Source organism: Streptomyces sp. NPDC001373, from assembly GCF_042895815.1.
In the GTDB taxonomy this organism is placed as follows: Bacteria; Actinomycetota; Actinomycetes; order Streptomycetales; family Streptomycetaceae; genus Streptomyces.
On the sequence record NZ_JBIAWQ010000011.1, the window covers coordinates 62429 to 76733 of the forward strand.

The following is a 14305-nucleotide window of genomic DNA, read 5'->3' on the forward strand; positions in this document are numbered from 1 at the left end:
CCCTCGACCGCCCGACGGACCAGGCCGTCCCACCGGCCGATCGGACCCTCTCCCCACACGGACTCCCCCGGCCGGACCCCTCAGATCGGCAGCCCGACCACCCCCCACCCCCGCCGCTCGGCCTCACCGACCACCTCACCCCAGCCGCCCACCAGCTCGGCGAACTCCTCGAACCCGGCGATCCACTGTCCCGGCGACCGCGCGGCGAGCTCCGCGTACGGCTCCCGCAGCCGGCCCAGCTCAGGCGCGGCCTCGACCCACCTCCGCCGCAGCCGCGCCACGGTCTGCGGCCCCCGCACGATCAGCGGCCCCGACCGCCACAGCCCGTCCAGGGACGGAAGAACACCCGCGTCGACCTGCTCGGCATCGACGTCGGCCTCCGGCCCCCACCAGATCAGCCCCTCCAGGAACTCGTCCAGCGCCGCCCGCACCCCGTCCCCGACCGCACCCCGCACCTTCTCCCAGCCGTCCGCGACCCAGAAGTGCGGCTTGTACGAGCCGAGCGTGCCCCGGAACTCGTACCGCCCCAGCCAGGACCGCTCCGCCCCGACCGGCCACACCCACCCGTCGACGACGTCACCGTCCCCGTCTGCGTCGTCGTCCGCGTACGCCGACTCCTGCACCACCCGCAGCCGGTCCTCCGGAGCCAGGTCCATCACGTGCGCCCAGTCGACGACCAGGACCGTTATGTCCACACCCATGCGGCGATGCTAGCCAGGCGATGCCCGTCACCGGCCCCGGCGCACCCGGGATCGATCCGCGCCCTGGCGCGCCCGGGATTACGCCGAAGGCGGCAAGTCCGCGCGCCACCCCGCACCCGCACCGATGACTTCTCCCCGGCCCGGCAGTCTCCCTTCCACCACCACAGGAAGACGAGGCAACCGACATGACGAGCAACCCCCAGCTCCTGCGGGTCCACAACTTCATGGTCTCCCGGGACGGCATCGCCGCCGGCGAGGACCAGAGCCTCGAGCATCCCTTCGGCGGCGCCATCGACCCCTCCGCCATGTTCGCCTGGGCCGGTGCCACCGCGAGCTGGCCCAACCGCACCGAGCCGGGCGGCAGCCGCGGGCTGGACGACTACTTCACCCGCGACTGGGGGCGCAACATCGGCGCCGAGATCATGGGCCGCAACAAGTTCACCCCCTACCGCGGCCCGTGGGAGGACCACGCCGACTGGCAGGGTTGGTGGGGTGACGAACCCCCGTTCCGCACACCGGTGTTCGTCATGACCCACCACCCGCGCCCCTCCCTCACCCTCTCCGACACCACCTTCCACTTCGTCGACGCCGACCCGGCCACCGTCCTGGACCGGGCGCGCGAGGCCGCGCAGGGCAAGGACGTCCGCCTCGGCGGCGGGGTGACCACCGTCCGCGAGTTCCTCGATGCCGACCTGGTGGACACGCTCCACGTGGCGGTCTCACCCGTGGAAATCGGCTCCGGCCTGCGCCTGTGGAATTCCCCGGACGAACTCCTCGACCGCTTCCACAGGGACGTGGTCCCCAGCCCGAGCGGGGTCACCCACCACCTGTTCTGGCGCCGCTAGCCGGGCACCGGCACCCTGGTGCGACCCGGCGTCCGACGGACCCGACCGCTCGCGGGGTAGGCTCGTCCGGGCAGACAACACCCTTGGGGGAGGGGACGATATGGCTGACCACGTACCGATCAATCCGTGCACGATGGGCGAATACATCACCGAGGCCCGGCCGATCGTCGCCCGGAAGCTGCCGGCCCCTCAGCCGACCCCGACGCCGGCACCGGCCGCGTACGCCGCCGCCCCCTCCGCCGTCTCCCCCGCCCAGCCCACGTACCCGTCGGGACGGACGAGGAACACCCCGTCGCCGTACGTCCCGTACGACGGGATCCGTACCGTCCGTACGCCCGGCAGCTCCGCCGAAGCAGAAGCCGCCTCCCCCACCACCAGCAGGGTCCAGTGCGTCCCGCGGAAGGCGTCGAAGAGCCGCGCGTCCTCCCACGCCCCGTCCGGGGCCCGGTCGCCGGCCCGCAGGGCTTCGGCGGGGAGGGCCGTACGGGTCTCCACCGCCAGGGAGGAGCCCCGGTAGCCGAGGCCGAGCTGCTGGGTGGCCGCGCCGCGGCGGGCCTCGCCGCGGTGGATCCGGGTGGACAGGCCGAGCATGGCGGCGGCGACGGGCCGCCGCTCCTCCTCGTACGTGCCGAGCAGCGACTCCGGCGCGGCGCCGCTCAGCACGGCGGCCAGCTTCCAGCCCAGGTTGTACGCGTCCTGCACGCTGGTGTTGAGGCCCTGCCCGCCGGCCGGCGAGTGGACGTGCGCGGCGTCCCCGGCGAGGAAGACGCGCCCCTCCCGGAACCGGTCGGCCAGCGCCGCCCGCGGCCGGAAGTCGGAGGCCCAGCGGACCTCCGTCACCGCGGCCGGGTCCAGGTGCGAACGGGCCGCGATCAGGGACCGCAGCCCCTCCAGGGAGAGGTCGATGGCCGGGCCGCCCTCCGCCATCTGGGCGCTGACCTGGAAGTCCTCCGTCCCGGCGAGCGGGCAGAGGGCGAGGAAGCCCGCACCGTCCGCGGGCGGGAAGATGTGCCAGTGGTCGCGGTCGAGGCCGGTGATGCGCACGTCGGCCACCAGTACCGGGTTCGGGTCGACGGTCTCGCCGGTCATCCCGATCCCGAGCAGCCGCCGCACCGTGGACCGCCCGCCGTCGGCGGCGACGGCGTACCGGGCCCGAACGGGGGCGCCGTCGGCGAACCCGGCCGTCACCCCTTCCCCGTCCTGCGTGATCCCGACCAGCTCCCGCCCGAAGGCGACCCGCCCGCCGAGCTCGGTGAGGCGGGCGAAGAGGATTTCCTGGGTGCGCCACTGCAGCACCATCCAGGGCTCGCGGTACGGCGAGCCCTCCTCCAGCTCCGTCTCGTCCCACATCGCGTGCTCGCCGAGCCGTTCGCCGTCCCGCCAGAGCATCCCGGCCGGGTACGGGCCGCCCGCCGCCCGGACGGCGTCGCCGACCCCGAGGTCGTCGAAGACCTCCCTCGTCCGCGGCTGGATCCCCTTGCCGCGCGACCCGGGGAACAGCCGCCCGTCCCGCTCCACGACCAGGGCCCGTACACCCCTGCGTGCGAGGTCGACCCCGAGCGCCAGCCCGGCGGCACCGGCCCCGACGACCAGCACGTCCACGTCCACACCCATGACGACCTCTCTCCTTAACAGCGTTAAGTTCCAACCCCCGAACCATGCACTTAACGCTGTTAAACTGTCAAGCGTGGCTACTCGCAGATCCCCGAAGCTGGACAAGAAGCAGGCGGTCGACACCTCCCTGCGGCTCCTCAACGAGGTCGGCCTCGACGGCCTGAGCCTGCGCGCGATCGCCAAGGAGCTGGACGTCCAGGCGCCCGCCCTCTACTGGCACTTCAAGAACAAGCAGGAACTCCTCGACGAGATGGCCACGGAGATGTACCGCCGGATGACGGCGGACTCGGCGCTCGCCCCCGGCCTCTCCTGGCAGGACCGCCTCCTCACCGTCAACCGCGGCCTGCGCACCGCCCTGCTCCGCTACCGCGACGGCGCGAAGGTCTTCAGCGGCTCCCGCTTCACCGGCACCGAGCACGCCGCGGGGATGGAGGAGAACCTCCGCGCCCTCACCGAGGCCGGCTTCACGCTCCCGCAGGCCGTCCGCGCCACCACCACGGCGTACTTCTTCACCCTCGGCTTCGTCACGGAGGAACAGGGCGTCGAACCCCTCCCGGGCGAGCGCCGCGATGGCTTCGACGTCGCCGAACGCGCCGAACGCCTCGCCGACTACCCCCTCGCCGCGGGCGCAGGAGCCGACCTCTTCCAGGACTACGACGCGGGCTTCGAGGAGGGCCTCGCCCTGGTCGTCGCGGGCATCGAAAACCGGTACGGGCCGACGCCCCGCGGCTGACACCCTGGACGGATGACGACGGAGCGGCGGCGATGAACGGGACGGCGTACGGATTCCTCACGGCCGCCGCGCCCGACGCGGACGCCCTGACCCGGGCCCTCGCCCAGGGTTTCGGGGTGCCCGCGGCGCGCGTGGACGTGGCCCCGGACGGGACGGTCGACGGCCGGAACTGGGACACCGCCCTGGTCACCTGTGAGTACGAGATCCTCCGCGCCGGCGACCTGCGCGGCATGGTGAACGTCTACGCCACCCCGGCCGTCACCACACCCCCCGCCCCCGAGGCTCTCGCCGCCACCCTGGCACGGGAGTCGGGAACGCCGGTGCTGGTCGAGTGGGGCAGGGAGCCGTGGATCCGGAAGGTGCTCCTTCCGCAGGGCTGGGCCACCTACGCGGCCGTCGAGGACCTCGACCTCGCGGAGGACCAGCCCTGGTTCCGCGTGTACGCCGTCCAGGCCGGGCTCCCCGCCTTCCCCGACGCGGAGGTGGAGGGGCTGCCCGCCGTCGTCCACGGTCTGCCGCCCCGGACCCCCCTCGCGGACGGGCTCGGCGCCCACCGCGCACTCCTCCACCCCTGGGAGGCCCTGATCTCCCGCATGGCCGCCGGCTGGCCCCCCGCACGCTGGTACGGCGCCGACCTGTACCGCGAGGACCTGGAGGCCCGCGACCGCCTGGAAGCCGCGCTCCCCGCCCTCCCCGGCCCCGTGCGCACCGCCCTCGCCGACCTCGACGCCCGCTTCCGCGAGCTGACGGTCGACGACGGCGGCGAGGAGCTGGGCGCCGACCCGTCGACCACCCCCTGGTACCGGCACCGCCGCCCGGCCGTCCTCCCCTGGCGCATGCTGCTGCCCGTCGACCCGGAGGCGGCACACTGGCTGTGGAAGTGGGTGGAGGAGGGCGCCGAAGGCAAACCCGGCGGGGTCGACCTCTCCTCCCTCGACCTCGGCGGCGCCGACCTGGCCGGGGCCGACTTCTCCTGCTCCCTCTTCTGCGGCACCCGCCTGACCGGCGCCCGCCTCACCGGCACCGAGTTCTACCGCTCGCACCTCCAGGGCGCCGACCTCACCGGCGCCGACGCCACCGGCGCCTGCTTCGTACGGGCCGACCTCGACCGGGCCGTCCTGCGCGGAGCGAACCTGGACGGCGCCGACCTGACCCGGGCGGACCTCCACTCCGTCGACGCCCGCGGCGCCCGCCTCCGCGGCACCCGCATCCGGGGCGCGAGCCTCATCGACACCGACCTCCGCGGCGCCGACCTCACCGGGGCGGAACTCCGCGAGAACTCCTTCGAGGTGACCCTGGACGACACCACGGTGGTGACGGGCCTGACCGGCACCCTCTTCGGACCCGCCACCCTCACCACCGGGACCGGCACCCGCTCCCTGGCCGGCCCCGCCCTCGAGGACTGGCTCCGCTCACGCGGGGCCGACGTACGGGTCGTCGCACCGCGATGCCCACGCGGTACGCCGGGCCCTGCTCGGCCGGCACCTTGAAGGGTGCACCCTCACCCTCGCCCTCGCCCTCACCCTCGCCCTCGTCCGGGCAGGGCGCCGTGTGCTCGCGGATCAGGGCCACTACCGGCTCCGGCGTCGAAGCGTTCAGGGCGAGGGCGAGGGCGAGGGCGATTTCCCGCGCGTACAGGCCGGCCATGACGGCCGTGCCACCGACCGACCTGCGGGTGGCGGCGTGCGGTCGTGCACGCCCCGAGCGCGGCACGGCAGCCGCCACCCCACGACCCGCACTCGTCAAGGCACAGGACCCTTGGCGTCCCCTCGCGACGAATCGCTCACCACCAGGGTGATCAACCCGTGACGAACCGTCAACACCTCGTTAGAGGTACACGCGCGGTTCCCGCTTCAGTACGACCTTTTTCGGGGACCCCGCCGGGGCCGCCGGAGCCTGTGCCGCCGCACGGTCGATCTCGCACCAGATGCGCTTGCCCGCGCCCTCGCGCTGCCAGCCCCACCGGTCCGCGAGGCCGTCCACCAGCTCCAGGCCGCGCCCGCCCGTGTCGTCGCCGCCGGCCTGCCGGCGGGACGGGGCGCGGTCGCTCGCGTCGGCGACCTCCACCCGTACGCCCGGCCCCCCGAGGAGCATCCGGAGCACGGCCGGACAGCCCGTGTGCACAACCGCGTTCGTGACCAGCTCGGAGATCAGCAGGATCAGCGTCTCCGCGAGGGGTTCGTCGTCCCCTATGCCCGACCCCGCCAGCCGGGAACGCGCCCACCGGCGCGCCCGGCCGACCTCGGCGGGGTCCGGTCCTACCTCCAGCTGTACCTGAAGCACCTGCACCGCTCACACCATCCGAACCGGCGGACACTTCGCCTCGCGACAGGACGGGATCACCGACCGTGATCCCCTTGTCGAGCAGCATGGTTGACGTACAGTCACCACAACAAGCGCTTCGGGCATATTCCAGCGCGAAGGAGTAGGCGTGGTGCATACTGTGCGACGCCCATGCCGCTCGTGCCGCTCAACCACTCGCATCGTGGGAGCGTACCGTGGCGCACCCCCGCCTCCGGGCCGTATCGGGGAGTGGGCAGGACACAAACCGATATCAACTCTCTGTAATCGGACATGAGTCCCGCGTTGTTCCTCCCGTGCCCTTCCGTGACAGCCTGCTATCCCCTCGGCCCGTGGTGATCCGCCTCCGCCTCCTCCCCCAGGCGGGACGCCAGGAGTTCCTCGGCCTCCGCCGCCGTGCGCCACTGCTCCGCCCGCACCCAGGCCCGTTTCAGGTGCAGGTGCACGTCCGCCTCCCAGGTGAAGCCCATCCCGCCGTGGACCTGGAGGCAGTCCCGCGCACCGCGCACCGCCGCCTCGTCCGCGAGGAGCTTCGCCGCCGCGATCTCGGCCGCGTCACCTGTAACCGCCGCCGCGTACACCGCCGTACGGGCCACCTCGGCGCGCACCAGCATCCCCGCGCACAGGTGCTTGACCGCCTGGAAGCCCCCGATCGGCTGCCCGAACTGCTCGCGCTCCCCCGCGTACCGCACCGCCAGCTCCACCGTCCGCAGCGCGCTGCCCAGTTGGAGCGCCGCCGTCAGCAGCGCCCCCTCCTCCCGGAACCCGGCGGGCGGCACCCCGGCGGACCGCCACAGCGGGGTCAGCGGGTCCACCGAGCGGACCGCCTCGCCGGCGGGCGGAGGGCCCTCCAGCCCGAGCACCGCGTCCGCCTCCCCCAGGTGCGCCACCAGCGGCCCGCCCAGGTCGAACGCCGTCACCACCGCCGAGCCCGAAGCCGCCCCCGGGACCACGCCGGCCGCCAGGTGCGTCGCCACCAGCGGCCCGGGGAGCAGGGCCCGCCCGGCCTCCTCGAACACGAGCACCGCCTCCGGCAGGCCCAGCCCGGCCCCTCCCTCGGACTCGGCGAGCCGCAGCGAGAAGAATCCCGCCTCGCCCAGCTCCCGCCACAGCACCCGGTCCACGGACGTGCCGCCGGACACCGACTTCCGCAGCACCTCCCGCCCGTACCGGCCCGCGAGCAGGTCGCGGACGCCCGCCCGCAGGGCCCGCTGGTCCTCCGTCAGCCGGAAGTCCACGGCCGCTCACCGCCCCTTCGGCAGGCCGAGGATCCGCTCGGCGACGATGTTCCGCTGGATCTGAGAGGTCCCCGCCGCGATCGTGTACGAGAGCGACGAGAGCCGCTCCGCCGTCCACTCCTCCTCCAGGGACAGGGCGCCGGCCCCCAGCACCTCCGCCGCCGCGTCGTACAGCTCCTGCCGCGCGTGCGAGTACGCCAGCTTGAAGACGCTGCCCCCGACGCCGGGGACCCCGTCCGAGCCCTGCGCCTCGCTGACGTTCCACTGCGTGAGCCGCCACAGCGCGCCGAACTCCCCGTGCAGGCGGCCCAGCCGGCGCCGCAGCACGGGGTCGTCCCAGCGGCCGTTGGCCTTCGCCGCCCGCGCCAGCGCGCCCAGCGTGCGCCGGCAGGCGACGACCTCGCCGACGAAGGCGGTGCCCCGCTCGAAGGAGAGCGTCACCATCGTGACCCGCCAGCCGTCGTTCTCTGCGCCCACCCGGTTCGCCACCGGCACCCGCACCTCGTCCAGGAACACCTCCGCGAACTCGGCCGATCCCGCGAGGGTGCGCAGCGGCCGGACCGTGACGCCGGGCGCGTCCATCGGCAGGGCCAGCCAGGAGATCCCCCGGTGCCGCGGCGCGGCCGGGTCGGTGCGTACCAGCAGCTCGCACCAGTCGGCGACCTCCGCGTGCGAGGTCCAGATCTTGGAGCCGGTGACCACGTACGCGTCCCCGTCCCGGACCGCCTTCGTCCGCAGCGCCGCCAGGTCGGAGCCGGCGCCGGGCTCGCTGAACCCCTGGCACCACACCTCGTCCCCGCGCAGCACGGGCGGCAGCCAGCGCGCCCGCTGCTCCGCGGTGCCCTCGGCGGCGATCGTCGGTCCGGCGTGCAGCAGGCCGACGAAGTTCGCGCCGACGTAGGGGGCGCCGGCGCGCTCGGTCTCCTCCAGGAAGATCAGGTGCTGGGCCGGAGTGGCGCCGCGCCCGCCGGCGTCGACGGGCCAGTGCAGGCCCGCGTACCCGGCGTCGTACAGCCGGCGCTGCCAGCCCAGGTCGTAGGCGCGGCGGCCGGGCCAGTCGTCCGGCGAGGGCCTGGGCGGCAGTTCGGGCAGCACCTTGGCGAGCCATTCCCGCAGCCGGGCCCGGAACTCCCGTTCCTCCGCCGAGTGGGACAGGTCCATCAGCGGTCCTCGTCGAGGGGCAGACCGAGCATGCGGATGGCGTTGCCGCGCATCAGCTTGTACACGGTCTCGTCGTCCAGGCCCTCCACGTGGTCGAGGGCGACCTCCTTGGTGTGCGGGAAGGTCGAGTCCACGTGCGGGTAGTCGGTCTCGAAGGTGGCGTTGTCGCGGCCGACGACGTCGAGCGAGGCGATGCCGTGCTTGTCGCGGAAGAAGCAGCAGTAGATCTGCCGGTAGTAGTACGTGGACGGCGGCTCGGGGATCAGGCCGCGGACCCCGCCCCAGGCGCGGTGCTCCTGCCAGACGTCGTCGGCGCGTTCCAGGGCGTACGGGATCCAGCCCATCTGGCCCTCGCTGTAGGCGAGCTTCAGCGCCGGGAACCTGACCAGGACCCCGCTGAAGAGGAAGTCCATCATCGAGGCCATGGCGTTGTTGAAGCTCAGCGAGGCCTGGACGGCGGGCGGGGCGTCGGGGGAGGCGGCGGGCATCTGCGACGAGGACCCGATGTGCATGTTGACGACCGTGCCGGTCTCCTGGCAGACGGCGAAGAAGGGGTCCCAGTGGCCGGAGTGGATGGACGGCAGCCCCAGGTGGGTCGGGATCTCGGAGAAGGTCACGGCGCGCACGCCGCGGGCGGCGTTGCGGCGGATCTCGGCGACGGCGAGGTCGATGTCCCACAGCGGGATGATGCACAGCGGGATCAGCCGGCCGCCGCTGTCGCCGCACCACTCCTCGACCATCCAGTCGTTGTAGGCGCGCACGCAGGCGAGGGCGACCTCCTTGTCGTGGGCCTCGGCGAAGGTCTGGCCGCAGAAGCGTGGGAAGGTGGGGAAGCAGAGGGAGGCCTCGACGTGGTTGAGGTCCATGTCGAGGAGCCGCGCCTTGGGGTCCCAGCAGCCGCGGCGCATCTCCTCCCGGGTGATGCCCTCCAGGGTCATGTCGTCGCGGTCGAAGCCGACGGCGGCGATGTTGCGCTTGTACGGGAACTTCAGGTCCTCGTAGATCCACCAGTCGGCCGGCGGGCCGTCGGGGTCCATGGAGATCACGTACTTGCCGCCGGTGTACTCCAGCTCGCCGATGCCGGCGGTGAGGGCCTTGGGGCCGCGGTCGCGGTACTTCGCGGGCAGCCACACGTCGAAGAGGTGGGCGGGCTCGATCACGTGGTCGTCGACGCTGATGATCCGAGGCAGTTCCAGTGCCATGTGCGCGCTCCCCAATCTGATGGATCGTCAGAAACAAGCTAGCCCCGCCACCCCTGGACCGACAAGCGCCGGAGCCCTACGCTCTGCCCTTGATCTGACTAACCGTCAGCTGGCTGTGTGCCGGCGCGCCCAGGGGGAGGTCCGGGATGACGACGACGGACGGCACGGCAGCGGACGGCACGGCAGCGGACCGCGCGGCGAAGGCCACCGCCACGGAGCTCGGCCGCTCCCGCACCCTCTGGGAGCTGGTCGCCCGCCGCGCCGCCCTCACCCCCGAGGCCCCGGTGCTCATCGAGGCCGCCGAGGACCCCGACGCCGACCGCACCCTCACCTTCGGCGCCCTGCGCGACCGCGCCGAACGCGTCGCCGCCGGCCTGTACGGCAGGGGCGTGCGCCCCGGCACCGTCGTCGCCTGGCAGCTCCCGACCCGCATCGAGACCGTCCTGCTGTCGGCCGCCCTCACCCGCCTCGGGGCCGTCCAGTCGCCCGTGATCCCCTTCTACCGCGACCGCGAGGTGGCCTTCGCCCTGCGCGAGTCCGGGGCCGAGCACTTCGCCGTCCCCGGCACCTGGCGCGGCTTCGACCACACCGCGATGGCTACCCGCCTCGGCGCGCGCGGGGTGTTCGAGGCGTACGCGGACCTGCCCGACGGCGACCCGGCCGTCCTGCCCCCGCCGCCGTCCGACGGGACCTCCGTCCGCTGGATCTACTGGACCTCCGGCACCACCTCCGACCCCAAGGGCGTCCTGCACACCGACCGCTCCCTGATCGCGGGCGGCTCCTGCCTCGCCCACGCCCTGCGCCTGAGCCCGTCCGACGTCGGCTCGATGGCCTTCCCGTACGCGCACATCGCCGGGCCCGACTACACCGTGATGCTGCTGCTGTACGGGTTCCCGGCGGTGCTCTTCGAGAAGTTCGCGATGCCCGGCGCCCTGGCCGGCTACCGCCGCCACGGGGTCACCATCGCCGGCGGCTCCACCGCCTTCTACTCCATGTTCCTGGCCGAACAGCGCAAGGACCCCGCCACGCCCCTCGTCCCGAGCCTGCGCCTGCTCGCGGGCGGCGGCGCGCCCAAGCCGCCGGAGATCTACCACGCGGTGGTGCGCGAGCTGGGCTGCCAGCTCACCCACGGGTACGGCATGACCGAGGTCCCGATGATCACCATGGGCTCCCCGGACGACACCCCCGAGAACCTCGCCACCACCGAGGGCCGCCCCCCGGAGGGCATGTCCATCCGCATCACCACCCCCGACGGCACCCCCCTGCCCGCCGGCACGGACGGCGAGGTCCGGCTCCGCGGCGAGGCCGTCTGCCAGGGCTACCTCGGCCGGAAGGACACCGCCGGGGTCTTCGACACCGACGGCTACCTGATCACCGGCGACCTCGGCCACCTCACCCCCTCCGGCCACCTGGTCCTCACCGGACGCAGCAAGGACGTGATCATCCGCAAGGGCGAGAACATCTCGGCCAAGGAGATCGAGGACCTCCTCCACCAGCTCCCCGCGGTCGGGGACGTCGCCGTCATCGGCCTCCCGGACGAGGAGCGCGGCGAACGCGTCTGCGCCGTGGTCGAGCAGCCGGCGGGCGCCGCCCCGCTGACCCTCCCCCAGGTGACGGCCCACCTGCGCTCCCAGGGCCTGTCCCCGTACAAGCTCCCCGAACAGCTGGAGCTGGTCGACGCCCTGCCCCGCAACGACGCCCTGCGCAAGGTCCTCAAGTACCGCCTGCGCGAGCGCTATTCCTGACGCCGCGGGACCGCTGTCACCAAGGCCCAGATGCTCGCCGCCCCGCAACTGGTCGGCCACCCGTGCGCGGCTCCGGGCCCCCGGAGCCGCGCACGGGTGCGCGTGTCCCTACAGCCGGCTCAGCGACGCCGCCGCGAACAGGACGTCGCGGATGGCCTCGCGGTCGCCGGTCTGGCCGACCGCGGCGTCCTCCGGGGAGATGTGTCCGGCGGCCAGCTGGCAGAACTCCAGGCCGTCCAGCGCGACCTCCGCCACCGTGTGCTCCCGCGAGGGTTTCGCCGCCGGGGAGTCCAGGGCGATGTCCCAGCCGCCCCCGCCCGCGCCCTCGATCTCCAGGTGCAGGGTGCGCCCCGGAGCCCCCGCCGCGACCAGCCCGCGGGCCGGGGCCGCCAGGCCCGCGCGGCGGCGGCCGGCCAGGGCTTCGGGCAGCAGCCGGGCCGCGAGGTCGATCATGCGGTGCAGGTGCGGGCCGGACGGCGGCTCGTACGGGTAGTCCACCGCCTCGGCGATGTCCCAGGCGTGCACCCAGCACTCGAAGGCCCGCTCCAGGAAGGCGTCCCCGAGCGGCAGCGCGAAGCCCCCGTAGTCCACGGCCAGCTCGGCCACGCCCCGGCCCGCGAAGGAGACGGTGCGGACCAGGGTGTGCCCCTGCTCCCGCCAGGGTTCGCGGACCTTCCGGCCCGCCGGGGCGGCGGAGTTCCAGAAGTGCTCGGTGCGGCCCGTGGGACCGGCCGTCGGTGCCTGCGGGCCGAGCGGGTCGTCCAGGCCCAGCGCGGTGGCGACCAGCCCGTCGACCGTGAGCAGGTGTCCGATCACGCCCGCCACCGTGGTGCGCCGGCTGCGCCGGTGCTCCTCCTCGAACCACTTGAGCCGCACCGGGGTGTCCCACTCCGACTCCCCGAAGTCCCGTAGCAGGGCGTCGAGCCGTGCGGTCTCGGTGTCGTACGGGGTCGCCCACACGGGTACGGGGATCCGGGCCGGGCGCTTGCCCAGGCAGTCCTCCAGCACCCGCGAGCGCAGCAGCGGCTTCAGGTCGAGGCTCTCCTCCGGGTGCAGCAGCCCGACCGCGTCGCGCAGCCGCAGGGCCTCGTCGGCGCAGGGCGCGCACTCGGTGAGGTGGTCCTCGACGGCCTGGGTCTCCTCGGCGGAGCAGGCGGCCAGCGCCCACGCCCCGAGCAGGGACTTCAGTACGGCGTGCGTGGGCGGCGCGGACGGCAGGACCTCGGGCGGTTCGAGGTCGTCACCGGCCGCGCGGGGACCCGGTATCCGCGTGTAACCGCCCGCCGGGAGCTCGTACGCGTCGTCGGGGGTGTCATCGGTGGGTCCGGTCATCGGGTGGTTCCGTATCCGCGTGGGCCGTATCCGGGCGGGGCGGTGTCCTCCCTCGGGAGGACGTTGGCGGTCGACAGCAGCTGGAGCCCGAGCCGCAGCCGGCGCCGCGCCTCGTCCTCGCTGATCTGCAGGTCGGCGGCGGCCTGCCGGTAGTCGCGGCGCTTGAAGTACGCGAGTTCCAGGGCGGCCCTCAGCGGCGCGGGCATGGAGGTGACGATGTAGTCGGCGCGGGCGGCGGCGTTGGCGCTGCGCACCTTCTGTTCGAGTTCCTCGCGCGAGCCCCGGCCCAGTTCGGCCTGGCGCAGCCGGGCGACGGCCTGGCCCTGGGTGATCCGGGCGACCCAGGAGCGCATGGAGCCCTGCTTGGGGTCGTAGGCGTCGGGGTTCTCCCAGATGTAGCCGAAGACCTCGCGGGTGATGCGGTCCGCGGCCTTCTCGTCCCCGAGCACCCGGTGGGCGAGGCTGTGCACGAGCGAGGCGAAACGGTCGTAGAGCTCGCCGAGCGCGGCGGCCTCACCGCGGGCGAGACGCTGCTGCATGCGGCGGTCCCAGCGCGGTGGAACGTCCTTCGCCATGATGCCTCCAGCCGTGTGTCGACCCGTCAAATGTAGTCGCCACCGGCCGGAGCGCGCCTGTTTTGGGGGAACCTCCTCCGCAAGCGCGACCTGCGTGCTACCCGATTCGCCGGCCCCGTCCGCGCACACACGTACGCGCCCCGCCGCGCTCCCCGTGCGCGGGTTCGATGCGGCCACCTCGCCGACCGCTCCGCTTAACGCGCAGGCCATCGAGGGCTTACGCTCCTGCCTGTCTTGATCTGCACCTCAAGTGCACCCCAACGCACATGTGAAGGCGGAACGCCGCATATGGACAGCGCAGAGTACGAGCGCAAGATCGCCTCCCGATTCGCCACCTTCGACCAGGACGGATCCGGCTACATCGATCGCGAGGACTTCAGTACGGCCGCCCGGGCCGTGCTGGCCGAATTCGGTGTGACCGCACGCTCGGACCGCGGCCAGGCCCTGTTCGCCGGCGCCGAGGCCTTCTGGCAGGGCATGGCCGGCATCGCGGACGTGGACGGGGACCAGCGGGTGTCCCGCGAGGAGTTCGTCACCGGGGCGGCGAAGCGGCTGCGGGACAACCCGCAGCGGTTCGCGGAGATCGCCCGGCCGTTCCTGGCGGCGGTGGTCGCGGTGGCGGACGAGGACGGCTCGGGCGCGACCCCGCAGACGGCGGCCCGCGTCCTGCGCGTCCTGGGCACCGCCCCGGACCTGGCGGCCCAGGTGGCCGCGGCCCTGGACGCGGACGGCGACGGCCGCATCGAGGAGCCCGAGATCCTCACGGCCTTCGCCGCCTACTGCGGCGTCGACCCGGACGCGTAGCGCCCGGCCGGAAGGGCGGGGCGGGGCGGGGCCGTGCGGCGCCGCCCCGGCCCG

13 protein-coding genes are annotated in these 14305 nt (G+C 73.8%); 5 read left to right on the forward strand and 8 right to left on the reverse strand.

Features of this window, described 5'->3' with window-relative positions; genetic code table 11:
- Positions 1-80 precede the first annotated feature (80 nt).
- Positions 81-701: a hypothetical protein gene (locus ACFY15_RS24085; protein ID WP_390687838.1), complete on the reverse strand. Its 621-nt coding sequence runs from the start codon at positions 699-701 to the stop codon at positions 81-83.
- 185 nt (positions 702-886) lie between these two features.
- Here ACFY15_RS24085 and ACFY15_RS24090 point away from each other — a divergent pair, with 185 nt between their 5' ends.
- Positions 887-1546: a dihydrofolate reductase family protein gene (locus ACFY15_RS24090; RefSeq protein WP_390687839.1), complete on the forward strand. Its 660-nt coding sequence runs from the start codon at positions 887-889 to the stop codon at positions 1544-1546.
- 189 nt (positions 1547-1735) lie between these two features.
- Here ACFY15_RS24090 and ACFY15_RS24095 read toward each other — a convergent pair whose 3' ends face one another.
- A complete protein-coding gene (locus tag ACFY15_RS24095) occupies positions 1736-3160 on the reverse strand; it encodes an FAD-dependent monooxygenase (protein WP_390826042.1) in 1425 nt (474 codons plus the stop codon).
- A gap of 73 nt (positions 3161-3233) precedes the next feature.
- Between ACFY15_RS24095 and ACFY15_RS24100 the strand changes: the two genes are divergently transcribed.
- Entirely contained in the window at positions 3234-3893 is a 660-nt protein-coding gene (locus tag ACFY15_RS24100) for a TetR/AcrR family transcriptional regulator C-terminal domain-containing protein (protein WP_390687843.1), read from the forward strand.
- Between the two features lie 32 nt (positions 3894-3925).
- Positions 3926-5383: a pentapeptide repeat-containing protein gene (locus ACFY15_RS24105; RefSeq protein ID WP_390826043.1), complete on the forward strand. Its 1458-nt coding sequence runs from the start codon at positions 3926-3928 to the stop codon at positions 5381-5383.
- 337 nt (positions 5384-5720) lie between these two features.
- On the opposite strand, the gene ACFY15_RS24110 is transcribed toward ACFY15_RS24105, so the two are convergent.
- The 4 genes from ACFY15_RS24110 to ACFY15_RS24125 all read right to left on the reverse strand — a co-directional run bounded on the left by ACFY15_RS24110 (position 5721) and on the right by ACFY15_RS24125 (position 9795).
- Positions 5721-6182 carry an ATP-binding protein gene (locus tag ACFY15_RS24110; protein WP_390687845.1) on the reverse strand — a complete coding sequence of 154 codons (462 nt, stop codon included), beginning with the start codon at positions 6180-6182 and terminating at the stop codon, positions 5721-5723.
- Positions 6183-6511: 329 nt separating this feature from the next.
- Complete coding sequence (locus tag ACFY15_RS24115) at positions 6512-7432, reverse strand: acyl-CoA dehydrogenase family protein (RefSeq protein ID WP_390826044.1); 921 nt, start codon at positions 7430-7432, stop codon at positions 6512-6514.
- 6 nt (positions 7433-7438) lie between these two features.
- Positions 7439-8593, reverse strand: coding sequence for an acyl-CoA dehydrogenase (locus ACFY15_RS24120; protein WP_390687847.1), 1155 nt, complete (start codon positions 8591-8593; stop codon positions 7439-7441).
- Positions 8593-9795 (reverse strand): amidohydrolase family protein, encoded by a 1203-nt coding sequence (locus ACFY15_RS24125; RefSeq protein ID WP_390687848.1) that lies wholly within the window; start codon positions 9793-9795, stop codon positions 8593-8595. The genes ACFY15_RS24120 and ACFY15_RS24125 overlap by 1 nt, the downstream gene beginning before the upstream one ends.
- Positions 9796-9941: 146 nt before the next feature.
- Here ACFY15_RS24125 and ACFY15_RS24130 point away from each other — a divergent pair, with 146 nt between their 5' ends.
- Positions 9942-11540, forward strand: a complete 1599-nt coding sequence (locus ACFY15_RS24130) for an AMP-binding protein (protein WP_390687849.1) — start codon at positions 9942-9944, stop codon at positions 11538-11540.
- Positions 11541-11648: 108 nt separating this feature from the next.
- Here ACFY15_RS24130 and ACFY15_RS24135 read toward each other — a convergent pair whose 3' ends face one another.
- Positions 11649-12872 carry a maleylpyruvate isomerase N-terminal domain-containing protein gene (locus ACFY15_RS24135; protein WP_390687850.1) on the reverse strand — a complete coding sequence of 408 codons (1224 nt, stop codon included), beginning with the start codon at positions 12870-12872 and terminating at the stop codon, positions 11649-11651.
- Positions 12869-13447 carry a sigma-70 family RNA polymerase sigma factor gene (locus tag ACFY15_RS24140; protein WP_042816979.1) on the reverse strand — a complete coding sequence of 193 codons (579 nt, stop codon included), beginning with the start codon at positions 13445-13447 and terminating at the stop codon, positions 12869-12871. The genes ACFY15_RS24135 and ACFY15_RS24140 overlap by 4 nt, the downstream gene beginning before the upstream one ends.
- 288 nt (positions 13448-13735) lie before the next feature.
- On the opposite strand from ACFY15_RS24140, the gene ACFY15_RS24145 reads away from it, so the two are divergent.
- The gene (locus tag ACFY15_RS24145) at positions 13736-14251 is read left to right on the forward strand and encodes an EF-hand domain-containing protein (protein WP_390687851.1); all 516 of its coding nucleotides are present in this window, start codon (positions 13736-13738) and stop codon (positions 14249-14251) included.
- Positions 14252-14305 lie beyond the last annotated feature (54 nt).

Bases quoted from the DNA above. Each gene is read 5' to 3' on its own strand.
- ACFY15_RS24085 (WP_390687838.1), bottom strand. From the start codon at position 701: ATGGGTGTGGACATAACGGTCCTGGTCGTCGACTGGGCGCACGTGATG.
- ACFY15_RS24090 (WP_390687839.1), top strand. From the start codon at position 887: ATGACGAGCAACCCCCAGCTCCTGCGGGTCCACAACTTCATGGTCTCC.
- ACFY15_RS24095 (WP_390826042.1), bottom strand. From the start codon at position 3,160: ATGGGTGTGGACGTGGACGTGCTGGTCGTCGGGGCCGGTGCCGCCGGG.
- ACFY15_RS24105 (WP_390826043.1), top strand. From the start codon at position 3,926: ATGAACGGGACGGCGTACGGATTCCTCACGGCCGCCGCGCCCGACGCG.
- ACFY15_RS24120 (WP_390687847.1), bottom strand. From the start codon at position 8,593: ATGGACCTGTCCCACTCGGCGGAGGAACGGGAGTTCCGGGCCCGGCTG.
- ACFY15_RS24125 (WP_390687848.1), bottom strand. From the start codon at position 9,795: ATGGCACTGGAACTGCCTCGGATCATCAGCGTCGACGACCACGTGATC.
- ACFY15_RS24130 (WP_390687849.1), top strand. From the start codon at position 9,942: ATGACGACGACGGACGGCACGGCAGCGGACGGCACGGCAGCGGACCGC.
- ACFY15_RS24135 (WP_390687850.1), bottom strand. From the start codon at position 12,872: ATGACCGGACCCACCGATGACACCCCCGACGACGCGTACGAGCTCCCG.
- ACFY15_RS24140 (WP_042816979.1), bottom strand. From the start codon at position 13,447: ATGGCGAAGGACGTTCCACCGCGCTGGGACCGCCGCATGCAGCAGCGT.
- ACFY15_RS24145 (WP_390687851.1), top strand. From the start codon at position 13,736: ATGGACAGCGCAGAGTACGAGCGCAAGATCGCCTCCCGATTCGCCACC.